This window comes from Rossellomorea pakistanensis, assembly GCF_016908495.1.
GTDB classification, from domain to species: domain Bacteria; phylum Bacillota; class Bacilli; order Bacillales; family Bacillaceae_B; genus Rossellomorea; species Rossellomorea pakistanensis.
This window is the reverse complement of record NZ_JAFBDZ010000011.1, coordinates 1-22,636: the sequence shown is the minus strand read 5'-3', so window position 1 is coordinate 22,636 and position 22,636 is coordinate 1. Positions and strand designations below refer to the sequence as shown.

14 protein-coding genes and 15 tRNA genes are annotated in these 22,636 nt (G+C 37.8%); 3 read left to right on the top strand and 26 right to left on the bottom strand.

The window, feature by feature from the left end:
- Nucleotides 1–198 precede the first annotated feature (198 nt).
- The 5 genes from JOC86_RS24165 to JOC86_RS24145 all read right to left on the bottom strand — a co-directional run bounded on the left by JOC86_RS24165 (nucleotide 199) and on the right by JOC86_RS24145 (nucleotide 6,573).
- Nucleotides 199–1,677: an o-succinylbenzoate--CoA ligase gene (locus JOC86_RS24165; protein ID WP_205176181.1), complete on the bottom strand. Its 1,479-nt coding sequence runs from the start codon at nucleotides 1,675–1,677 to the stop codon at nucleotides 199–201.
- 114 nt (nucleotides 1,678–1,791) lie between these two features.
- The gene (gene menB, locus JOC86_RS24160; protein WP_205176179.1) at nucleotides 1,792–2,610 is read right to left on the bottom strand and encodes a 1,4-dihydroxy-2-naphthoyl-CoA synthase; all 819 of its coding nucleotides are present in this window, start codon (nucleotides 2,608–2,610) and stop codon (nucleotides 1,792–1,794) included.
- Nucleotides 2,610–3,434 (bottom strand): 2-succinyl-6-hydroxy-2,4-cyclohexadiene-1-carboxylate synthase, encoded by an 825-nt coding sequence (menH, locus tag JOC86_RS24155; protein WP_205176177.1) that lies wholly within the window; start codon nucleotides 3,432–3,434, stop codon nucleotides 2,610–2,612. The genes menB and menH overlap by 1 nt, the downstream gene beginning before the upstream one ends.
- 6 nt (nucleotides 3,435–3,440) lie before the next feature.
- On the bottom strand, nucleotides 3,441–5,174 hold the full coding sequence (menD, locus tag JOC86_RS24150; RefSeq protein ID WP_205176175.1) for a 2-succinyl-5-enolpyruvyl-6-hydroxy-3-cyclohexene-1-carboxylic-acid synthase: 1,734 nt from the start codon (nucleotides 5,172–5,174) through the stop codon (nucleotides 3,441–3,443).
- Entirely contained in the window at nucleotides 5,164–6,573 is a 1,410-nt protein-coding gene (locus JOC86_RS24145) for an isochorismate synthase (RefSeq protein ID WP_205176173.1), read from the bottom strand. The genes menD and JOC86_RS24145 overlap by 11 nt, the downstream gene beginning before the upstream one ends.
- A gap of 454 nt (nucleotides 6,574–7,027) precedes the next feature.
- Here JOC86_RS24145 and JOC86_RS24140 point away from each other — a divergent pair, with 454 nt between their 5' ends.
- Entirely contained in the window at nucleotides 7,028–7,948 is a 921-nt protein-coding gene (locus JOC86_RS24140) for a 1,4-dihydroxy-2-naphthoate polyprenyltransferase (protein ID WP_205176172.1), read from the top strand.
- Nucleotides 7,949–8,120: 172 nt separating this feature from the next.
- Entirely contained in the window at nucleotides 8,121–8,876 is a 756-nt protein-coding gene (locus tag JOC86_RS24135; RefSeq protein ID WP_205176170.1) for a TraR/DksA C4-type zinc finger protein, read from the top strand.
- A gap of 426 nt (nucleotides 8,877–9,302) precedes the next feature.
- Here the strand turns inward: JOC86_RS24135 and JOC86_RS24130 are convergent, their stop codons facing one another.
- Nucleotides 9,303–11,321 (bottom strand): class I SAM-dependent methyltransferase, encoded by a 2,019-nt coding sequence (locus JOC86_RS24130; protein WP_205176168.1) that lies wholly within the window; start codon nucleotides 11,319–11,321, stop codon nucleotides 9,303–9,305.
- Nucleotides 11,322–11,605: 284 nt separating this feature from the next.
- Between JOC86_RS24130 and JOC86_RS24125 the strand changes: the two genes are divergently transcribed.
- Complete coding sequence (locus tag JOC86_RS24125) at nucleotides 11,606–12,166, top strand: sugar O-acetyltransferase (RefSeq protein WP_205176166.1); 561 nt, start codon at nucleotides 11,606–11,608, stop codon at nucleotides 12,164–12,166.
- Nucleotides 12,167–12,436: 270 nt separating this feature from the next.
- Here JOC86_RS24125 and JOC86_RS24120 read toward each other — a convergent pair whose 3' ends face one another.
- The 20 genes from JOC86_RS24120 to JOC86_RS24025 all read right to left on the bottom strand — a co-directional run bounded on the left by JOC86_RS24120 (nucleotide 12,437) and on the right by JOC86_RS24025 (nucleotide 22,618).
- Nucleotides 12,437–14,842: a glycogen/starch/alpha-glucan phosphorylase gene (locus tag JOC86_RS24120; protein WP_205176164.1), complete on the bottom strand. Its 2,406-nt coding sequence runs from the start codon at nucleotides 14,840–14,842 to the stop codon at nucleotides 12,437–12,439.
- Complete coding sequence (glgA, locus tag JOC86_RS24115) at nucleotides 14,832–16,280, bottom strand: glycogen synthase GlgA (RefSeq protein WP_205176162.1); 1,449 nt, start codon at nucleotides 16,278–16,280, stop codon at nucleotides 14,832–14,834. Before glgA ends, JOC86_RS24120 begins: the two co-directional genes overlap by 11 nt.
- The gene (locus JOC86_RS24110) at nucleotides 16,277–17,305 is read right to left on the bottom strand and encodes a GlgC family sugar phosphate nucleotidyltransferase (RefSeq protein WP_205176160.1); all 1,029 of its coding nucleotides are present in this window, start codon (nucleotides 17,303–17,305) and stop codon (nucleotides 16,277–16,279) included. Before JOC86_RS24110 ends, glgA begins: the two co-directional genes overlap by 4 nt.
- 34 nt (nucleotides 17,306–17,339) lie before the next feature.
- A complete protein-coding gene (locus tag JOC86_RS24105; RefSeq protein ID WP_205176158.1) occupies nucleotides 17,340–18,491 on the bottom strand; it encodes a glucose-1-phosphate adenylyltransferase in 1,152 nt (383 codons plus the stop codon).
- A gap of 15 nt (nucleotides 18,492–18,506) precedes the next feature.
- Nucleotides 18,507–20,417: a 1,4-alpha-glucan branching enzyme gene (glgB, locus tag JOC86_RS24100; protein WP_338021821.1), complete on the bottom strand. Its 1,911-nt coding sequence runs from the start codon at nucleotides 20,415–20,417 to the stop codon at nucleotides 18,507–18,509.
- A gap of 557 nt (nucleotides 20,418–20,974) precedes the next feature.
- Nucleotides 20,975–21,046 (bottom strand) — tRNA-Glu (locus JOC86_RS24095).
- A gap of 6 nt (nucleotides 21,047–21,052) precedes the next feature.
- Nucleotides 21,053–21,143 (bottom strand) — tRNA-Ser (locus JOC86_RS24090).
- Nucleotides 21,144–21,145: 2 nt separating this feature from the next.
- A tRNA-Asn gene (locus tag JOC86_RS24085) sits at nucleotides 21,146–21,220 on the bottom strand.
- 9 nt (nucleotides 21,221–21,229) lie between these two features.
- Nucleotides 21,230–21,306: transfer RNA gene (locus JOC86_RS24080), tRNA-Ile, on the bottom strand.
- A gap of 3 nt (nucleotides 21,307–21,309) precedes the next feature.
- Nucleotides 21,310–21,383, bottom strand: a tRNA-Gly gene (locus JOC86_RS24075).
- A gap of 8 nt (nucleotides 21,384–21,391) precedes the next feature.
- Nucleotides 21,392–21,467, bottom strand: a tRNA-His gene (locus JOC86_RS24070).
- A gap of 21 nt (nucleotides 21,468–21,488) precedes the next feature.
- Nucleotides 21,489–21,564, bottom strand: a tRNA-Phe gene (locus JOC86_RS24065).
- 302 nt (nucleotides 21,565–21,866) lie between these two features.
- Nucleotides 21,867–21,943: transfer RNA gene (locus JOC86_RS24060), tRNA-Asp, on the bottom strand.
- A 3-nt stretch (nucleotides 21,944–21,946) separates the two neighbouring features.
- Nucleotides 21,947–22,023 (bottom strand) — tRNA-Met (locus tag JOC86_RS24055).
- A 35-nt stretch (nucleotides 22,024–22,058) separates the two neighbouring features.
- Nucleotides 22,059–22,151: transfer RNA gene (locus JOC86_RS24050), tRNA-Ser, on the bottom strand.
- 15 nt (nucleotides 22,152–22,166) lie between these two features.
- Nucleotides 22,167–22,243, bottom strand: a tRNA-Ile gene (locus JOC86_RS24045).
- Nucleotides 22,244–22,247: 4 nt separating this feature from the next.
- Nucleotides 22,248–22,324, bottom strand: a tRNA-Met gene (locus JOC86_RS24040).
- A 20-nt stretch (nucleotides 22,325–22,344) separates the two neighbouring features.
- Nucleotides 22,345–22,420 (bottom strand) — tRNA-Ala (locus JOC86_RS24035).
- A 19-nt stretch (nucleotides 22,421–22,439) separates the two neighbouring features.
- Nucleotides 22,440–22,516 (bottom strand) — tRNA-Pro (locus JOC86_RS24030).
- Between the two features lie 25 nt (nucleotides 22,517–22,541).
- Nucleotides 22,542–22,618, bottom strand: a tRNA-Arg gene (locus JOC86_RS24025).
- Nucleotides 22,619–22,636 lie beyond the last annotated feature (18 nt).

The following is a 22,636-nucleotide window of genomic DNA, read 5'->3' as shown; positions in this document are numbered from 1 at the left end:
AATAAGATTTAGCCGTAATAAACCACCACTAATATATCCGGATCGATGATAATTCGTCCGTGACACCAATTGATTTAACCGAAATGATCATTTTTTGTCAGGGCACTATATACACTGACCAAACGACATACATTCACAAAATTCTGCACAAAAAAAGCGAGTATCCACATCACATGGATACTCGCATATTGTTGGTAATTATTTATCGATCCACTTCCTCAATTCTCTTCTCAAAAGTTTATTAGAAGCATTTCTAGGTAAAGAATCTACAAAATAAATCTGACGGGGAACCTTATAGCCGGCAAGTTTTTCCCTGCTGTAGGCGATTAGTTCTTCGGATTTTATTTCTTTAGAAATAACGACACAAGCAACAGGTATTTGCCCCCAACGCTCAGACTCAATACCTGTTACACCCGCTTCTTTGACTAATGGGTGCCCCAAAAGGACCTCTTCAATTTCAGCAGGATAAACATTTTCTCCACCTGATATGATTAAATCTGAACGTCTGTCCTTTACAAACAAGAAACCCTCTTCATCCATAAAACCAATATCACCTGTTAAAAACCAACCGTCAACAAAGTTTTCTTTATTAGCCTCTTCCCGGTTATAATATCCTTGCGTCACATTTTCTCCTCTAACGACAATTTCGCCTTCTTCAAAAGGAGATAATTTCTTTCTTTTATCCCAAATTTCAATTTCACAAGGGAACAACGGTTTTCCAGCAGAGCCCAGCTTTGAAATACTATATTCGGGAGGGAGGGTAACAATCTGTGATGCAGTCTCGGTCATACCATATGTTTGATAGACAGGTATATTAAACTCTATACATTCTTCTAATAATGGTTTTGGTGCTGGCCCTCCGCCAAGCAGCATACAGCGAAAAGAATCTGGGTACTGTATTGAATCTAAATCATCGATTAGCCGGTGAAGCATAGAGCTGACGACAGACATAATCGTTCCACTTCCTGCAAGAATATCCTGATTCACCTTTTTTTCATCAAACTTTTTATATAACCGAATCGGCATCCCATAAAGTACACTTCTCATTAAAATTGAATAACCACTAATATGGAAAAGAGGGACTGCACATAACCATTCATCCTTCTCTGTTAAGCCTAGATTAAGAACAGACCCCATTGCACTCCACCAATGATTCCCAAACGTTTGTTGAACCCCTTTTGGTCTACCTGTCGTACCAGACGTGTACATAATCGAGCAAGTAGCGTCCATTTCAAATCTCTCTTTAGGAATAAAACGATTTGCAAGTGGTAAATGGTCGATGGAATCAAAGGATATCATTCTGAGTCGAGGAGTCACATTTTTTAATTCATTCATTTTTGACTCAAATTCTTGATCATATAGGATCGTGTTCATCCCTATATCAGAAATTTGGAAGCCCATTTCTATGGGGGTTAAGCGATGATTTAAAAGAACAGCCGTAATACCAAGCTGCTGTAAAGAATGTAGGATGATAACTGCTTCCTTTGTATTGTTGATAAGTACACCTACATATGATTCTTCTTGCAGTTGTATCGATGTCAATCGATTGCATCGATCGATTACCTTTTCATACAACTCTGAGAAAGATAAAGAGGTGTCTTCTGCATACAAGGCAACCCGGGAAGGGGTCAAAAATACTCTTTGTTTTAGCCAGTTCGGAATATAGCTTTTTGTCATCATAAAGACTCCCTTATGTTTCTTATCTTATTGAATAGATTAAAAAAGAGGTGGCCCAATGGAGACCGATTTCACGATTGTGAAATCACTTCCAATTAAGCCACCCTCATACTATTAAGGGAAACGAGGGAATTGTCCAAAGTCTGGATTACGTTTTTCCTTAAACGCGTCACGGCCTTCCTTCGCCTCATCTGTTGTGTAATAAAGCAATGTAGCGTCCCCTGCTAATTGCTGAAGTCCTGCAAGACCATCTGTATCTGCGTTGAAGGCTGCTTTTAAGAAACGTAGTGCAGTAGGACTCTTCTGAAGCATTTCCTCAGCCCACTGGACCGTTTCAGTCTCTAATTGTTCATATGGAACAACTGTATTAACTAGTCCCATTTCTCGTGCTTCTTCAGCATTATATTGACGACATAGATACCAAATTTCTTTCGCTTTCTTGTGACCAACAATACGTGCTAAGTATCCAGAACCATAACCAGCATCAAAGCTACCTACTTTAGGACCTGTTTGTCCAAAAATCGCGTTATCCGCTGCAATTGTTAAATCACAAACAACATGAAGAACATGTCCTCCACCAACTGCATAACCAGCAACCATTGCAATTACTGGTTTAGGGATTACACGGATTAATCTTTGTAGGTCTAGTACGTTTAGACGTGGAATTTCATCTTCTCCTACATATCCTCCGTGACCGCGGACTGACTGGTCACCTCCAGAACAAAACGCTTTTTCCCCGGCTCCAGTTAAGATTATGACGCCAACACTTGAATCATCTCTCGCGTATGCAAAAGCATCAATAAGCTCCATAACCGTTTTGGGACGAAAAGCATTTCGTACTTCTGGTCGATTAATCGTAATTTTTGCAATTCCATTATACGTCTCATATAGAATATCTTCGTAATTGCGTTGACTTACCCATTCAATTGCCATTATGGGTCCCTCCTTTTATGTAGTAAAAATAATTCCTCTATCATTGTACCAAACTTTTCAGGTTTCTCCACATGAATTGCATGTCCTGCTTCTTGAACTTTGAATACGTGTGCATTCCCTATCTTACTCATCATTTCTTCCGCTATCAAACAAAATTTCTCATCATACTCCCCCACAATTAATAACACAGGAAAAGGGAATTTATAAAGTTCACCCCAGTAAGATGGTTGTTCTCCTGCTCCCATTCCTTTCAAACTATTGGCAAGACCTAATGGGTTCTGGTTCAATCTTTGCTTCCTGATTTTTTCTTGAACAGAACTAGATAGTTTTTTTTGAGAGGAAAATAAAGGGATGTTCTCCCAAAAATTTATAAATTCGATTATTCCATTATTAAGTAGCTTGTCTGCCAACTTATGGTCATTTTGAATTCTTAGCTTTCGTTCTTTTTCTGTCTTAAGTCCAGGAGAGGCACTTTCTAAGATTAATTTTTCAATGTATTCAGGGTACTGTACGGCAAATGCCAGCGCTAGTCTTCCTCCCATAGAATAACCTAATATAGATATTTTTTTGATAGAAAGCGTATCTAGGATTGTTCTAATATCCTCTACTGAGTTCCTCATTGAATATCGATAAGTTTCAGCTGGACTATCGGTTTTTCCATGACCAATTATATCAATTGTTATACAACTAAAATTCTTTGACAACCTCTCCACATTATCCGACCAAGTAGACGTATCGCCGGTAAATCCATGAAGAAAAAGAAGTGGAGTGCCACTTCCTTTTTCCTCTACATAGTATTTTACTCCGTTAGCCATTATAAACATTGGCTGTCACCTAAATTCCTTTTCTATTTCCCGGGAAACAAGATTCCACAATTTTCGATGTTGCTCGGTATTCTTTCCACGATTTGTGACGACTTCAATAATCGATACTCCACTATGCCGGCAAGACTTTTTAAACGCAGTTGAAAATTCATCCATTTCTATTGCTTTATAATAATCCGCATGATATAGAGCTGATAATGATGAAAACTCAAGATCCATCGGGGTTCCAAATAAGCTCTCAAAATGCTTATCTTCCTTTGCCTGCGGAAGATAAGAAAATATTCCACCACCGTTATTATTGAGAACAATAATCTTTACATTTAAATTGTGCATTTTCCCTGCTAATAAACCGTTCATATCATGGAAAAATGCCAAGTCACCAATTAAAAGAAATGTAGGGGCTTTCGATGTACTAACCCCTAATGCAGTAGATACAACGCCATCAATTCCGTTGGCACCACGATTAGCTAATACATTTATTTGTTTATTTGTGTTAAGAAAATAAGTATCAACATCTCTTATTGGCATGCTGTTGCTTACAAAAAGAGTAGAGGAATCTGGCAGCCAATCTATTAGGCTTCTTACCGCTTCACCTTCTGACATATCAGTACATTTTGAATCGATAATACACCTTTTTGTTTGTTCATTTATAGACAACCACTTATTGAGCCACTTAGATTCAACTGATGGGCAAGAACCATTTGTCAGACTCTCGCAAAACGACAATGTTGAACAATGAATCATTTCTGTGGCTTTCCCTATTGGATCGAGCCATTGTCCACCTTCATCGATTACCCAATAATCAAGATTGTGAAAATGTTTCAAATAGAGCGATAGTGCTTTTGAAACAGGCATAGCTCCAAATCGAATCACAACATCAGGTACTAGGGAATTCTTTACTACTTCCGTTCTTAAAAAACTATCGTAACTGTCTACTACCGTTGTTTTCCGATGGGCCCCACTCCGTATACCAGACAAAGGATCTGCTAAAATGGGGAAGTTATATAGTTCACTGAAAGATAGGATTGCATCAATTGAATCTCTATCAAGCTGTGGCCCACAAATAATGAGTCCTTTTTCCTTTTCTGCCATTTTCTTTCGGAATATTTCGGATTGCTGCTTGGAAAGAATTCTTTCACCACCTGTAACCAATACATTCCCAAGCGGTGGTTGTGAATAAGCATTTGAAAGATTCGGTACCAATGGCTCCCTAAATGGAAAATTAAAATGAACAGGTCCAGCAGGACTTTCTCTACTTATTCCAATCCCTCGTGAAGCTGTACTCTTTGCAAAAGAAAGAATGGAGGAAGAGCTTTCTGGCAATGGCATATCGATGGACCATTTAACATGACGCCCATACATTTGAATTTGATCAATAGCCTGAGGAGCTCCAACTTCTCTTAATTCATGTGGACGATCTGCTGTTAATACCACTAATGGGACGCGTGAATATTTTGCTTCGATAATAGCAGGATAATAATTCGCAGAAGCTGTTCCAGATGTACAAAGCATAGCCACAGGCTGATTCTCCGCTTTTGCGATCCCTAACGCAAAAAAAGCCGCAGACCTTTCGTCTACGTTAATAAATACTTGGATTTCAGGATGTTCAGCTAGAAGTAAAGCAAATGGAGTGGATCGTGATCCTGGACTAATGACGACTTTCTTAACTCCATTCGCTACCATTTCTTCGATAAATACTGCAACATACCTCGTAAGGTCTTCTTGATGGTTAGATTTCATCTTCATGTCCTCCTATGGCACGAAGCATCGGTCTAAATTTTATCTTCGTTTCAATATATTCACTTTCAGAATTTGAATCTGACACTACACCACAACCAGCATATAGATATGAATGATTTCGATTGATCAAACCGGACCGGATGGCGACAGCAAACTCACCGTTTCCTTTTGCATCAAGCCAACCAATAGGACCTGCATAGAGGCCACGATCCATTTTCTCTGATTCTTTAATGGACTCCATAGCCTTTTCTCTTGGAACACCCCCAAGAGCAGGTGTAGGATGGAGCTGCTCGACAAATTTTAAAATACTAGTATTGCTACTACTTACTTTCCCTTTAATAGGTGTATATAAATGCTGTATGTCTCTAACCTTCATTAAGCTAGGTTGTTTAGGTAAATCAATGTCTTTACAATATTTTTCTAGAACATTTTTAATCATTTCAACGACTAAATGGTGTTCATGACGATTTTTATGATCGGCTAATAGCTCCTGGCCAAGCTGCCTGTCTTCTACTTTTGACTTTCCTCTTCCTATTGATCCAGCAAGACAAGTAGAAAAAATCTCTTCTCCCGTTTTTTTCACTAATCGTTCAGGAGAGGCTCCTAAGAAGCAGCTATTTAAAACTTCTAATGAAAATGTAAAGCTGTCCGGTTGTTGAGTTAATAAATTTTGTAAAATAAAGTCTGACTGTGGCGAATCTTCAAAAGATACTTTCAGTTTACGGGCTAAAACAACTTTCTCCATCTCACCCATCTTTAGCTGACCGACAACTTCATCCACTGTTTTTTTCCATTGTTCCGGTGCAATTTCCATTGTATCTTTAAGAGTTTGAGAAGTGATTAGTAAAGATGATTGATTCAGAAGGTCATTAATTAGTTCTATATACTTATCAATAATATCTTCCTCATCATGAGAGGAACACAAAATATTAATGGTTAAATAAGCATTATCACCTTTCACAGTAAGCATAAAGGTTGGAAGCTGAAGAGTAGCTTGTGAGAAATCCGTCCACTCTACTTCCTTTTTCTGTGAAGGATCGAAAGAAAAGCCTCCAAAAATTAATGGTCCTGTTGCTGCCTCACTTAACCCATCATCTAAAACCGCTTCATGGATAAAGCGCTTCCACTCTTGATCCATATCCTCGAATCTGCTCTCTTTTAAATCATTTCTAAAGATAAAAGAACTGCCGATCCCAACAATCGTTGTTTCTCCACCTTTATCTTTCCAATAAAAACGTTCACCTTGATATAAGGGTAATCCAGCATGATAAAAGAAAAGGGGATCCATTTTATCAATTTTACGAACATGACTAAATAGGACAGGACGATTCAATTTTTTCGCTTTTAAAACAGCTTCTTGAAAAGCGATATTTATTTTCGGTTTTTGAATAATAACCAAGTAAATCCCCCCAAAAACGTACGTTTTCAAACCTATTTTAAGATACACCTGACAAGTTCATGTGTCAATGATGTAATCATAATTGGCTGTTTTCGTAAACATTGTTGCTATGGTCAAAATAATAACCATTCTCCATCCCTTTGTATGCTTGATGTAAGAATGGAGAGATCGGAATTGAAGAAATTGGCGATTAGCCAATTTCCTTATTTTCAAGTAAAAACAATAAACTATACGAAAAAGAGCCTAATTTTAAAACCTTTATTATCCTTATTATATATATCATAAACCTTTTCTAGAGAATTGAGAAATATGAGACCCTAAGAAACCATTTCTATCAATGGTAAATTAAACCTTCATTTGTTTGTAAAAAGATATTGACACTATCTATAGCTTTACCTACACTTTAATTTGTAAAGGAATTGTAATCATGATTATTAATTAGGGAGAGACGTATATGTCTGCACAAACATCTAATATTGTTGAGCCCGATAAAGGCTGGCGAATATGGTGGCAATTGACACGCCCACATACTTTAACCGCAGCCTTTGTCCCTGTCCTTCTAGGAACAGCAATGGCATTACAATATCAATCAATAAATTGGCTTATGTTTTTAGCTATGTTAGTAGCAAGTATACTCATCCAGGCAGCAACAAATATGTTCAATGAATATTACGATTATGTTCGAGGCTTGGACAATGAAAATTCAATTGGTATCGGTGGAGCCATTGTAAGAAATGGCGTGAAACCTGCCACTGTACTAAAATTAGCGTTTACATTATATGGAGTTTCAGTGTTATTGGGAATATACATTTGCCTAAATAGCAGTTGGTGGATTGCCGTTATAGGGATAGTTTGTATGATTGTAGCTTATTTATATACTGGTGGTCCAATTCCAATTGCCTATACTCCATTTGGAGAAGTGTTCGCTGGATTTTTTATGGGTGTAGTGATTATTTTAATATCATTTTATATCCAAACAGGATTTGTTAACGGAACAAGCGTTCTTGTTTCCATCCCCATTTTTATTCTCGTAGGGGCGATTCTTCTTTCAAATAATATTCGCGATTTGGACGGGGACAAAGAAAATGGCAGAAAAACATTAGCCATTTTACTTGGTCGTGAGAAAGCCATTTTTCTTTTAGCCTCCATGTTCATCATTTCATATGCTTGGATTATTGCTTTAATTCTTTTTGGAGTATCGTCACCTTGGTTACTACTCGTTTTCTTGAGTTCACCAAAGGCGATAAAGGCGACTAAAGGCTTTGTTGGAAAAACAAAACCTTTGGAAATGATGCCTGCAATGAAAGCCACTGCCCAAACGAATACGATTTTTGGGTTCCTATTATCAATCGGGATTTTTATCAGTAATATTTAATAAGAGTAAGCGGGTGACGATTGCTGTCATCCGCTTATTTTGTATGATTAATTTTTTTTTCAAATTTAAAGGGAATAAAAGGGTTTCATCGTCATGTTAATGGATAAAGTATGACAAATAGAGTAAATACTAAGTCCATATGATTTTCAATTTAACAAAGGACGTGAATCTTATGCTAACTGAAAAACAACTATTATCTTTAAAAGAAGAGCTCCTTCAACAAAAGAAGCAATTGCAAAGCCATTTGCAAAATGATAAACCAAGCCTCGAGGAAAGTAGCGAGAGAGAGAACACTGGCGAATTATCGCTGTATGATAACCATCCTGGTGATATGGGAACAGAACTTTATGAACGGGAAAAAGATTTTGCCCTTGATGAACATGCCGAGGATGAGCTTGAAAAAGTGAACCAAGCTTTAAAAGCCATTGAAGATGGCACATATGGGATTTGTAAGGCAACTGGAAAAGAAATCCCTTACGAAAGACTACAAGCAGTACCTACTGCTCTCTACATCAAAGAGCATAATCCTGAACAGGCGATTTACGGTGATCGTCCAGTTGAAGAAGAAGTATTAGAACCTGCTCACGGAAATCATTTTCAACATATGTACAATGTTGATGGGATAAGAGACAGCCAGGATAGCTTTCAAGAGGTTGGTCGTTATGGAACGTCTGAAACTCCTTCTGATTTACAAGGAGATTATGAAGACTACGATAGTCTTTATCGTGATCGTGAAGAAGATATGGAAGGCTTCACAGAAGAGTATGAATCATTTGTAGGCACAGATATGGAAGGCAAAGATGTAAAAGTCTATCCATCAAAAGCACACGAAGAATATGAGGAGAGACTGGATAATGAGAACCTAGAATCCCCTATAGGCGACATTCCATATAAAAGGGATGAGGGTTATGTATCAGATGATGACTGAACGGTAAACTTTACGCGTTGTTCAAAAATGGGATCAGAAACCACTATGTTCGTGTATAGATAGAAGATAACGCGGAGGTTTTCTTCTATCTATTTATGGTTCCTGACTCCCTGATATTGGGCTGTCCGTTGTTTTTAATAAATTTTGATATGTTACCTTATCAATTTACATGTGCATAAATTTGAAATCTCGTGCATTTCCTCAAAATTTTCGTGCATAAAACCAAAAAGTTGTGCATTACCACATTCAAGACAAGGAAACTGATGATTCTCCTTAGGCATGTAGTGGGCTTATATGAATAATCGAATAAATTATAAAAGAAAAAAAGAATGAACGAACATTTCATCCAAAGTTAGTCTCAAGACAACATAATGTGTGGTGTAGAAGAAAAGTTGACAGATCAGACAGCCCCATCCTGTTATAAAATCATTTTTTTTCAATCACAATAAAAAAAGTACTATCTGGTAACGGTACGTTTTTTCCATTTTCGTCCAGGAACTCAAGTTTATCTTTCAGGTTGTTAGTATACCCTTCCTGTAAATAATTCCTTGCTTCTATAATACTTACATGATCTCCGAGCGTGTTTAGAATATAAGACTTGTATTCGTTTGGTGTAAAATAACCGAATTGTTCGTTGACTTCATGTACGTAGGATTCTTCCCCCCATGTATAAGTATATAATGCTTCCATCGCATCATTAATTGGCATTTTAACTGTATTTGAAGATATTACTTCGAATTTAATTTCTCTACCTTTAAAATCGTTTTTATATTGTTTCAAGAAATGGATACCCTCCTCATTTCTAAATCGGATAATTCGATTCAGTCCTTTATTTTCAGTCATGATCCCATCTCTAATAATCATCCTTCCTCCTGGTTTTAATACAGAAAATGCACTTTTAAGCGCTTCAGCAATCACATCATGATTAAATCTCTTTCCGTTAAATGGAATATAAGAATACAGTTCATGAATGATAGAAGAAAAAATGATGGTATCTAATGAGTTTGGAGGGAAGGTTTCTGATAGATTTAATGCGTCTCCTTTTACCACTTTCCATGACTTATTTTCCGCTTGTTTCTTTTTATTTAAAGACTCAATCACATTTTCAGAAATATCAATCCCTATAACGTTCTTTCCTCCTGTTTCCTCTTCAATCATATTTAACATTACACCGCCGCCTGGACCAATATCTAAAATGTTATCCCCTATTAACCAATCAAGAATCACTCGTTTATCATCAGCTGCACTGTTCATATTTTCTAAATATATTTCTTCGTTATGAAATCGATCATAAGCATCCCTTCTTAACTCAAAGTAATCTAATAGCATAACAACTGCACGATTATGCATCATATCTACTTTTTCTGCCTCTATGCAAAAATTAATAAGAGATTCCCCAAGACCGGTAAATTGAAAATATGGATATGCCGATTTTGTTCGATCATCTATAGATACGACAAATTTCACTCTTGGGTTTTCTTCCGCTTTTCCATTCCTACAGTCCTCAAAATATTTTTCAATAATTCTTTTACGATAAACATTAACTTTCTTCCCATTTTTATAGTCGTAATAAATTTGCTTCATCATATCTTCAAAAATAATGTGATCGATCTCTTTGTTTCTTAATTCTTTTTGTGTTAACGTCATCACAGCTAGAAAATCTTCAAGTGAAAAGCTATGAAGGGCTGGCTCTACATACCAAAGTTCTCGGCCATCCATTAATTCCTTTAAATCTTCCAGTTCCTTAGAATAATATTCAAATTCTTGAAGAGCATTGCCTGATTTTGAACGTAATTTTTGAACTCTTGTCATAAGTGATTCTGTAAAATTGTCTTCTAGTAATTGATCAATGGCTTTTTCAACTTTTTCGTTTACATGATTCCAAAGATTTTCCGATACACCATTAATAATACAATAGTTAAGAGTATATAAAATAGTTCGAGTTTCCGACAGACCAAGCATTCTTAAAAGTAAATCTTTCGTTGGTTTACTTTTTATCAATTCTGATTCGCCTCGAATGTACTGACCGATTAATCCGTGGGTTCTTATTAAAGATTCAATTATCATCTTTTCATTTGTTTGATTCTTCTCATCTGTTAGTAAATGTTCTTCAATGTAAATATCTGCTGAACCTTCATTATGGGCAATCAGATTATACCCCTTCTTTCTCCATATATCTCTTTGTCGTATTGTGCCACCTTTTGCAACCTCACTCCATTTGAGTACTTCTTCTATCAACCTTTTAGAAGTGCCTTTAAGACCATGAAATTGACTTAATGATTCCAAGGTTCTTTTAACATACATAAGTAAATGATTTGTTTGAACAGACTCAATTGAGTGAACATATTCTAAGTTTTGATGGATTTCTTCTGCTTCAGTTAGGTACTTTAGCCAATTATCATTTACTTTTGATATATGGTTTTGAATGAGATCTAATGATTTCATTTCAATCCTCCTGATCCTATAATTAAAGTATTCACTTATGTAAATTTTTCTCTTACTGATTTCTAAAATCGCTCAGAACTAGATTACCATATATTATCTAATATAAACGCAGAAATAGTCCTTCAGATGTGAAAGAGAGAAAGGAAAATATCAGCATATGGATATAAAACTAATTGTACATTTTGGGAATGTTATACCGTTATAACTAAGATTTGTAGAATAAGCATTTAACTACTCATTCTGATATTATTAAATAAGCAAATTTTTATTGAAGGGGATACATTATGAGAACAGAGAAGGAGAAAATGTTAGCTGGAGAAATGTATAATCCCGCCGACCCTGAATTACTAATGGGACGTGAAAAGGCAAGACGGCAGGCTAGAATATATAATCAAACATTAGAAACGGAAGGTGACAAACGGACCGAATTATTAAAAGAGCTATTCGGAGCGACTGGAGAAAACCTAACCATAGAACCTAATTTCAGGTGCGATTATGGCTACAACATTTTTGTAGGGGAAAATTTTTATGCAAACTTTAATTGTGTCATTCTTGATGTTTGTGAAGTAAGATTCGGAGATCATTGTATGCTCGCACCAGGTGTACACATCTATACAGCCACTCACCCACTTCATCCAACTGAACGCAACTCTGGAAGAGAATACGCAAAACCGGTTACGATTGGAAACAATGTATGGATAGGTGGCAGAGCAGTAATAAATCCAGGCGTAAAAATAGGAAACAATGTTGTTATAGCTTCTGGCGCAGTAGTAACGAAAGATGTACCAGAAAACGTTGTCGTTGGCGGTAATCCCGCAAAAGTAATGAAACAAATCGAACTATAAACTACAACTTCCTTATTCCAATAAAAAGGGCTTTAACGAAATAAGGAAGCAATAACATTTAAAAGGGGCTGTCCCATTAGAAGTCCGGAACCATTATAGTTGTCTATATATAGAAGTTACACTGAAAGTTTATTCTATATATTGAATTCGTGGTTCCGGACACCTTGTTTTTGGTACAGCCCTTATTTTAATGATATTTTTGTTCTTTTAATTTCACACATTTTTAAATGCTATAAATACTTGAATTGACTTTTCGCACATACACACTAGTCACTTCTGAAGAATCGATTGCCTAATCTTCCAAATTTCATCTGAATATTCTCGTATGGTCCGATCACTTGAAAAATAACCTGATTGGGCAATGTTTTGCAGGCTCATTTGTAGCCAACTAGACTTATCCGAAAAAGCGTCTCCAGCTTGTTTCTGTATCGATACGTACGACGAAAAGTCTCTTAAAACAAAATATTGATCATTTTCTGCAAGTAAAGAGTCATATATAGGCTCAAAATGATCTCCAGAGTCTGGAAGGGTCCCATCAATTAGTTGATCGACTACCTCTTTAATTCTTTGATCATGATGGTAGTACTCCATTGAATAATAGCCGCCTTCGCGATAGTATTTCATAACTTCGTCAGCTGATAATCCGAAAATAAAGATATTTTCCTTTCCAACCTGCTCCAAAATTTCGATGTTTGCACCGTCAAGTGTTCCTAGAGTAATGGCACCATTCATCATGAATTTCATGTTCCCAGTTCCAGAGGCTTCTTTACTTGCCGTAGAAATTTGTTCAGAAAGATCTGCTGCAGGAATAATATCTTCAGCCAATGAAACTCTATAATTTTCAAGAAATACAACTTTCATTTTCTGACTAACGACTTTGTCATTGTTTACAAGCTGCCCAACAGAATGAATGAGCTTAATAATTTTTTTTGCATAAAAATATCCTGGCGATGCTTTTGCTCCGAAAATAAATGTTCGTGGTTGCATATCAAAATGATCATCATGTTTGATTCGATTATAGAGTGACAAGATATGCAGAATATTTAATAGCTGTCTTTTATACGCATGAAGTCTTTTAACCTGTACATCAAAAAGGGAATTAGGATCTACTGTTATTCCATTTTGTTGAAAGATGATATCTGCCAATCGTTCCTTATTTTGTTTTTTTATAAGTTCTAATTGAGTTAACAAAGCAGAATCGTTTTTATAGGAAAGAAGAGAAGACAGAATATGCGGTTCTTTAATCCAACGGTTCCCGATGGTCGCTGTTATTAAGTTTGCTAATGACTGGTTGGCTTTTAATAACCACCTTCTATGGGTAATCCCATTGGTTTTGCTATTAAACTTTTCAGGGTAAAATTGATAAAATAAGTTCATTTCTCGTGTTTTAAGAATTTCTGTATGAATTCTTGCTACCCCATTTACGCTATAACTTCCTGCTATCGCTAAATGAGCCATTTTAATTTCTCCATGCGAAACAATAGCCATTTGTTCAATTTTTTGCCAATCCCCGGTATACTTCTCCCACAAGGACTTGCAAAAACGCTCATTAATTTCTTCTACAATCATAAATATTCTCGGAAGCAGTGGTTGGAAGATTCGAACAGGCCATTTTTCTAGAGCCTCTGAGAGTGTCGTATGGTTTGTGTAGGCAAATGTATTCGTTGTAATCCCCCAAGCATCCTCCCAGTTTAAATTCAGTTCGTCGACTAGTATTCTCATAAACTCTGGAATTGCTAATACAGGATGAGTATCATTAATATGGATGGCTATATGCTCATGAAAACGATGAATATCCCCATGACGTTCTAAATACGAGCGAAGAATAGAACGAATACTTGCCGACACTAAAAAATATTGTTGTTTCAGCCTTAAGGTTTTCCCTTCATCATGGGTATCATCCGGATACAAAAACTCTGTAATCGCTTCTGTATCCCGTTTATGCCTCATCGTATCTTGACCTGCTTTATACGAAGAAGGCTCAGCACTCCATAAGCGAAGAGTATTAACTGTCGAAGTTTCGTATCCGACAACTGGTAAATCATATGGCACCGCAATGACGGTTTCTCCCCCCATATGGCGGTACTTTAGTCGACCTTCCTCCTCATATGACTCAACTTTCCCCCAGAAAGAAACATCTACAGCTAAATCAGGCTTTCTGACTTCCCATACGTGTCCATGCCTTAACCATTGTTCAGGCAGCTCCATCTGAAAGCCCTTTACAATCTTTTGTTCAAAGAGACCATGCTTATACCGAATCCCACAACCATGACCAGGTAGATCCATAGACGCCAGGGAGTCAAGAAAACAAGCTGCCAGTCTTCCGAGTCCACCATTACCTAACCCTGCATCAGCCTCTATTTCCTCTAAATCCTCTAACTTTATTCCTAAGTCTTCCAAACCTTCTTGAACAATCTTATCAATACCTAGGTTGATTAGATTTTGTCTTAGTAATCGGCCGATAAGAAATTCAATCGAAAGGTAATAAACCTGCTTTTCATTATTAAGGCGATAGTTTTCATTGGTTTGAATCCAATTTGTACTTATATACTCTCGAATCATATGCCCTAAAGTACTGTACTGATCATTCAATGTTGATTCTGGGAAGGTCTTACCATAAGTCATTTCTAATCTTTTTAAAAAAGCTTCTTTAAATTCACATATATTAGAAAACATGGCTTTCACTCCTGGAAGCTAGTTCTGCATAGAGTTGATTATACTTAAAAGCAGACTGAGCCCAACTAAAATCCATTGTCATTGCGTGCTTCACAATTTCATTCCAACAATCCTTATCTTTGTAGATCATTAATGCTCTTCTATACGTATACAGCATGTCATGTGCATTAAAGTTTTGAAAAGAGAACCCATTGCCTTCCTTTACTTCTTCATTATAAGACGCAACAGTATCGTTAAGGCCACCTGTTTCTCTTACAAGAGGTAAGGCTCCGTACCTCATAGCAATCATCTGTCCAAGCCCGCATGGCTCGAATCTGGAAGGCATTAAGAATACATCCGATCCTGCATAAATCTGTTTGGCTAACTTTTCATTAAAGCCAATGGTCACTCGAACTTTCTCTGGATATTGATAGGACATTTCTTTAAAAAATTGTTCAAACTCCCAATCCCCAGTACCTAGAACGATGAATTGAACCTCATTCTCCATCATTTCATGGAAGACCCTCTTTATTAAATCTAGACCTTTCTGTTTAGTCAGCCTGGAAATCATCGCGACGATCGGGGTATCCGGATTCACTTCTAACGAAAATTTCTGTTGAAGAAAATGCTTATTTTTTATTTTCCCTCTAATATTTTTAGAATTAAATGGAAAAACTTCTTTTTCATTTTTAGGAGAATAAAAGCTATCATCTATCCCGTTTAATATCCCTACTAATTCTGCTTGGCGATTCTTAAGGATTCCATCCATTTTTTCACCATAATAGGCGGTTAGAATTTCATTACGATAGGTTGGACTTACTGTAGTCAAATAATCAGATGAAAGAAGAGCTGCTTTCAAAAAATTAATATGACCGTAAAACTCTAACTGCTCTGGTTGGAAATAGCGATCATGAATTCCTAATAAGTCTGTCATGACCTCTCTAGGGAAAATCCCTTGAAATTGGAGATTATGAATAGTAAATACACTTTTAATAAACTCATATCCCTGCTTCTTCTGGTACTCTGTTCTTAGTAAAAATGGAATCATTCCCGTATGCCAATCGTGGCAGTGTATTACATTCGGAATAAAATCAATCTGAGAGAAGCTTTCTAGGACTGCCTTTGAAAAGAACGAGAAACGCTCACCATCATCAAAATAACCATACATTCCATCTCGATTGAAGTAATATTCGTTATCTACGAAATAAAATAAAATACCGTCCATTTCGAGCTGCTCGATTCCGCAATATTGCTGTCTCCAACCAACAGGAACGGTGAACTCCCTTATTTTCTTCATTTTCAATTTGTATTTTTCTGGAATCGCTTTATATTTTGGCAGGATAATTCTAATATCCGTCCCTAAACTTTTCAGCTCCTTAGGAAGAGATCCAGCCACATCTGCCAGACCTCCAGACTTTATAAACGGTACACATTCTGAAACGACAAATAATACTTTCACGAGTTCATCAACGCTCCTTGAACCATTCCTTTTCTTATGACAATAGGATTAATGGGGTCACCAATCAGTCTAACGTTATCCTCTATCTTCACATCTTTGTCTAGAATGACGTATTCTAAAACACAATTTTCACCAACCTGACTCTTCTGCATAATAATACTGTTCGTAATAGAAGTGTTTTTCCCAACCTTTACCGCTCTAAAAATAGCACTATTCTTGATCTTCCCTTCAATAAAACATCCATTGGCAATCATAGAATGATTTACATTTGAACCCTTTAAGTACCTTGTTGGGGGCTCATCCTTAACTTTCGTATAAATCGGGAGGTTCTTCTGAAACAATTCACTCCAAACTTTAGGTTGTAGAAGCTTCATACTCGTTTGATAATAACTATTAATACAATCAATTTTCTTAGCAAAACCAATATATTCGTACTCACATCGCGTATACGGCGATGTTTCATCCTTTACGACATCATCCATACATCCGTAACCAGTAACATGGCGGTTTTCAATTAAATCAATTAGCAACGATTTTTTCAATAAGAAAACCTCAAGGGATGACCCTTGATAACGGATTTCGGTAATATCGCAATTCATTTCCAAATGGCGTTCAATGACTGGGATAAAGTCCATTGAGAAAACGGTATAGCAATTACTAATAATGACATATTCCTGACTGCTCCGATAGAAATAATCAATATGCTGGGCAAAATGATTAAAGGATCCTAATTCAGCATCCATTGTATCGACAGCTGGAGCAGGAAAGAAGAACAACCCATCCCGCTTACGATTAAGATCCCAATCCTTTCCTGACCCAAGATGATCCATTAACGAGCGATACTGAGATTTTGGAAAAATAGCCACACTATTAATCCCTGAGTTCACCATATTCGAAAGTACAAAATCAATAAGTCGATAACGTCCAGCAATTGGAACAGCAGCTAGTGAACGATGGACTAATAAGTCCTCTAGCGATTCGTGATAAGCTGTAGCATCGATAACTCCAAGCAGTGAATGATTCATTTTGACGTCCTCCTCCTACATAGATGATGAAATTTTAAACTCCTTCTATTACGGATTCAATATAGCCTTCGGTGACTAAAATAACCTCGTCAGTATCTTCCTCAGGCATAATAATCATTCCATCTGGAATTCGTAAGCCTTCTGGGATTATAGCTTTTTCTACATAAGCATTCCGTCCAATTACTGCACCAGGCATAACCACACACTTATGCACATGAGCTCCACTTTCTATAGTCGTACCTTGGAAAAGAACAGAGTGCTCTACGACACCTTCAATTACGCAGCCTTCATTCACAAGTGACTCATCTACAATCGCTTCTTCAGATATATATTGTGGCGGCTGATTAGGGTTGACTGAATAAATACGCCAAGAGTGGTCAAATAAATTCAAATCACAATCATCTCTAAGTAAATCCATATTGGCTTCCCATAAACTTTTAACCGTTCCTACGTCCTTCCAGTACCCTTTAAATGGATAAGCCATAAGCTTTTTCTTTTCATCTAGCAGCAATGGAATAACATCTTTGCCAAAATCATGACTGGAATCAGGATTACGATCATCCATTTCTAAATATTCTTTAAGCAAAGCCCAATTAAAAATGTAGATCCCCATTGACGCTAAGTTATTTTTAGGATCTTGAGGTTTTTCATCAAAATCAGAAATCCTCATATCCTCTGTTGTATCCATAATTCCAAATCTGCTTGCTTCTTCCCAAGGAACTTCAATAACTGAAATCGTGACATCTGCTTTTTTATTAATATGAAAGTCTAGCATGTCATCATAATCCATTTTATAAATATGGTCACCTGATAAAATAAGGACATATTCAGGCTCATACTGCTCAATAAATGTTAAGTTTTGATAAATAGCACTTGCAGTCCCTGTGTACCATCGGACTTCAGATGACTCTGCATATGGAGGCAGGACTGTGACTCCCCCCCTTTTTCGATCAAGATCCCAAGCACTTCCAATCCCTATGTAAGAATTTAATACGAGTGGTTGATATTGAGTTAGAACTCCTACCGTCTCGATCCCTGAATTAGCACAATTACTTAAAGCAAAATCAATAATTCGATATTTTCCGCCAAATGGTACAGCAGGCTTTGCTAAATTTTTGGTCAAAGAACTCAACCGGCTACCTTTTCCTCCTGCTAATAACATTGCAACACATTTCGATTTCGCCATATTTCCTCTCTCCTCTCAATGATGGAATGGTTGTAAAATAACTGCAGCATATGGTGGAATGGTCATTTCCACATAACATGGTTTCCCATGGTACCCCCTATTTTTAACCTTTAACTGTTCTTCATTAACCTGATTGGAACCTCCATATGAACCTCTATCCGTATTCAATAATTCAACGTAATAAGAGGCTTTAGGTACACCCACTTTGTATTGATAATAGACCTGCGGGCTAAAATTACAAATAATGACGACAAAATCCTCTGGACTTTCACTCTTGCGAATAAAAGAAAAAATTTGTTGTGAAACGTTATTTACATCAATCCATTCGAACCCATCTGAACGATGATCCAGCTCAAATAATGCTTTAGTATCCTTATACAATTTCAACAACTCTTTACTATATGTATTAAATTTATGATGCATGTCATAATCCAGTAAATGCCAATCTAATTGTTCAAGATCTTTCCACTCAGAGAATGGTGCTAACTCTGTTCCCATGAACAAAAGCTTTTTCCCTGGATGTCCATACATAAACGCTAGTAACAGTCTCAATTGTGCAAACTTCTGCCAATAATCGCCCGGCATTTTGTTCAACAATGATTTCTTTCCATGAACGACTTCATCATGTGAGAAAGGTAGAATAAAATTTTCAGAGAAAGCATAAAGGAGAGAAAACGTGATTAGGGAATGAACATGTTTGCGTTCATCTGGTTCTGTTTCTAGATAGGTGAGAACATCATTCATCCAGCCCATATTCCATTTATAATTAAATCCAAGTCCTCCGTAATGGACAGGTGAGGTTACTTGTGGCCAATCCGTAGAATCTTCGGCAATCATAAGGGCAGATGGTTCATATTCGAACACAGCACGATTAAGCTTCTTTAAGAAGGCAATACCTCCTTCGTTCACTCCTTGATTCCCTTGGTTTGCCCAATAAATAATATTCGCAACAGCATCGACACGAAATCCATCAATATGATAAACTTCCATCCAAAACCGTGCGTTTGAAATAAGAAAGCTCTGTACCTCTCCCCTTCCAAGGTTAAAGTTAGCTGTTCCCCAAGTATAATTTTCGCGGTCAAGCTCTTTCTCATATTCATAAATATGCCTGCCATCAAATTGATATAATCCATGAGCATCCTTGCAAAAATGGCCTGGTACCCAATCCAAAATAACTCCTATCCCGTGACGATGGCACTCATTCACAAAGTACTTGAAGTCCTGAGGAGTCCCATAACGACTTGTTGGTGCAAAATAGCCTGTTCCTTGGTATCCCCAAGAACGATCAAAAGGGTGTTCGGTAACGGGCAATAACTCAATATGTGTAAATCCATGCTCTAAGACATGAGGAACAACCAAATCCGCCATTTCACGATACCCTATTAATTCCTTTTCTTCTTTCTTCCATGTCCCAAGATGTAGTTCATAAATCGACATGGGGCTTTGATAGAGATTACAAGCCTCTCTTGAAGCAAGCCAATCTTCATCCGTCCACTCAAAATCATTTAATGAATAAACAATTCCTGCTGTGTTCGGCCTTTTTTCAGTATAGAAAGTATATGGATCTGTTTTTAATTTCACTTCATGATGATTAGTGGTAATTTCATATTTATATAGATGATTAGTTAAATCTAAAGGGATTTCAATTCTCCAAATTCCCTCAGCGTTCACACGGGTCATCTCATAATTAGTACCACGCCAATTATTAAAACTTCCCACAACCTTAACTTGTTTAGCATTAGGAGCCCATACACAAAATGCCGTAAAAGTTTCCGAGTCATCTCGGTATACATGGGCCCCAAATAATCGATGTGCATCAAATAAATTCCCTTCATGGAATAAGTGAATATTATAATCTGTCGGTGTTACAGTTTCCATCTCTTCACCTTCAATATCAGTAATGTTAGACAAAATAGTATCAGTCACTACTAAATCTTCTTTGAAGGCAGCAAAATCCCTTTAATTAAACATCGTTGAATTACGACATATTCCTACAAGAAATAAGGAAACAGCTGCATTTATGGAAAACATAGGAATATGTATAGGCTTACATTTAATACGTTATCGGATTTTGTCGAAAATTCTTTTGGAAGAGAAAAAAGAACTTCAAGAAATACTCTCTAAACAAATTAAAATAGGGATTGATATTGATTTGGAGTGTGAAGAACATATATTGGATCAGTGTAGTTATTGTTGATCTTTATAATTAAGGAGGGAACACTATCAAAAAATTAGTAAGCAGGCATTTCAGACGGATTGATGAGTTTTCAACCTTAAAAGGGAGATTAGCGGGAGAGGGAATTGAGTCAAAAACTAAATCAATTAGCTCTGGAGGCGGAAATGGTGGTGGTTATGGATTTGCCACTACTTATCAAATCTATGTACCTTCCGAGGTAGCTCATAAGGCAAATACAGTTATTCATCATCACGAAAAAAGTCTATAAATAGAAAAAGACTATCTATATTGATAGTCTTTTCAAATATGACCCGTACGGGATTCGAACCCGTGTTACCGCCGTGAAAGGGCGGTGTCTTAACCGCTTGACCAACGGGCCAAAGAATGGCGGAGAAGGAGGGATTTGAACCCTCGCGCCAGTTACCCGACCTACACCCTTAGCAGGGGCGCCTCTTCAGCCACTTGAGTACTTCTCCATTGGCTCCGCAGGCAGGATTCGAACCTGCGACCGATCGGTTAACAGCCGATAGCTCTACCACTGAGCTACTGCGGAATAATATACTGGTGGGCCTAAGTGGACTCGAACCACCGACCTCACGCTTATCAGGCGTGCGCTCTAACCAGCTGAGCTATAGGCCCATATGGAGCGGGTGATGAGAATCGAACTCACATCATCAGCTTGGAAGGCTGAGGTTTTACCACTAAACTACACCCGCAAATAATATGGGGCGACTGATGGGAATCGAACCCACGAATGTCGGAACCACAATCCGATGCGTTAACCACTTCGCCACAATCGCCATATTTTTTTAAGATTAAGGTGGTGGCTCGGGACGGAATCGAACCGCCGACACATGGATTTTCAGTCCATTGCTCTACCAACTGAGCTACCGAGCCATATTAATGTTTTTTCCTAAATGAAATTTTGCCTAGTCCATCACCCAAGTCTCAGGAAGCTTTCTTAAGTAGCTGCTCGACTTGTATGCTGAAGTAACGTTTTGAGGCTTAATCGGACGTGCTCTATCAACTGAGCTACCGCCTTATTGGCTTCCGCTAAGCTTCGAATCTCTTCGTCAACTCCTTCACAAACATCCTCACGTATTCGTATACGCTCCGGTGTTCCTTCAGTCGCTTCCTCGACCTTCTCGCTTATCGAAACCCTTTTCCTTTTAAAAAGTCTTCATTCTTACTTTAAAAACTGGCGGTCCGGACGGGACTCGAACCCGCGACCTCCTGCGTGACAGGCAGGCATTCTAACCAACTGAACTACCGGACCATTTGGTTGCGGGGACAGGATTTGAACCTGCGACCTTCGGGTTATGAGCCCGACGAGCTACCAGACTGCTCCACCCCGCGACGATTATATTCAATTTACTACCTTTTAATAAATATGGCGGAGGAAGAGGGATTCGAACCCCCGCGGGCTTTAACACCCCTGTCGGTTTTCAAGACCGATCCCTTCAGCCAGACTTGGGTATTCCTCCATATTTAAATAGTAGTGGTGGACCTTGTAGGACTCGAACCTACGACCGGACGGTTATGAGCCGTCTGCTCTAACCAACTGAGCTAAAGGTCCTAATTGGTAGCGGCGGAGGGGATCGAACCCCCGACCTCACGGGTATGAACCGTACGCTCTAGCCAGCTGAGCTACACCGCCAAGATTGTTAATTATTTAAATGGTGGAGCCTAGCGGGATCGAACCGCTGACCTCCTGCGTGCAAAGCAGGCGCTCTCCCAGCTGAGCTAAGGCCCCAATGTAAGATTAGTAATAATGGTCGGGAAGACAGGATTCGAACCTGCGACCCCTTGGTCCCAAACCAAGTGCTCTACCAAGCTGAGCTACTTCCCGCTTTTATAAAATTATAAAAGGAATTTGGCGCGCCCGAGAGGAGTCGAACCCCTAACCTTTTGATCCGTAGTCAAACGCTCTATCCAATTGAGCTACGGGCGCTTAGATGGTGCCGAGGAC

Bases quoted from the DNA above. Each gene is read 5' to 3' on its own strand.
- JOC86_RS24120 (WP_205176164.1), bottom strand. From the start codon at position 14,842: ATGTTTTCTAATATATGTGAATTTAAAGAAGCTTTTTTAAAAAGATTA.
- JOC86_RS24140 (WP_205176172.1), top strand. From the start codon at position 7,028: ATGTCTGCACAAACATCTAATATTGTTGAGCCCGATAAAGGCTGGCGA.
- JOC86_RS24165 (WP_205176181.1), bottom strand. From the start codon at position 1,677: ATGACAAAAAGCTATATTCCGAACTGGCTAAAACAAAGAGTATTTTTG.
- JOC86_RS24135 (WP_205176170.1), top strand. From the start codon at position 8,121: ATGCTAACTGAAAAACAACTATTATCTTTAAAAGAAGAGCTCCTTCAA.
- JOC86_RS24105 (WP_205176158.1), bottom strand. From the start codon at position 18,491: ATGGCGAAATCGAAATGTGTTGCAATGTTATTAGCAGGAGGAAAAGGT.
- menH (WP_205176177.1), bottom strand. From the start codon at position 3,434: ATGTTTATAATGGCTAACGGAGTAAAATACTATGTAGAGGAAAAAGGA.
- JOC86_RS24125 (WP_205176166.1), top strand. From the start codon at position 11,606: ATGAGAACAGAGAAGGAGAAAATGTTAGCTGGAGAAATGTATAATCCC.
- menD (WP_205176175.1), bottom strand. From the start codon at position 5,174: ATGAAATCTAACCATCAAGAAGACCTTACGAGGTATGTTGCAGTATTT.
- JOC86_RS24130 (WP_205176168.1), bottom strand. From the start codon at position 11,321: ATGAAATCATTAGATCTCATTCAAAACCATATATCAAAAGTAAATGAT.
- JOC86_RS24110 (WP_205176160.1), bottom strand. From the start codon at position 17,305: ATGAATCATTCACTGCTTGGAGTTATCGATGCTACAGCTTATCACGAA.
- menB (WP_205176179.1), bottom strand. From the start codon at position 2,610: ATGGCAATTGAATGGGTAAGTCAACGCAATTACGAAGATATTCTATAT.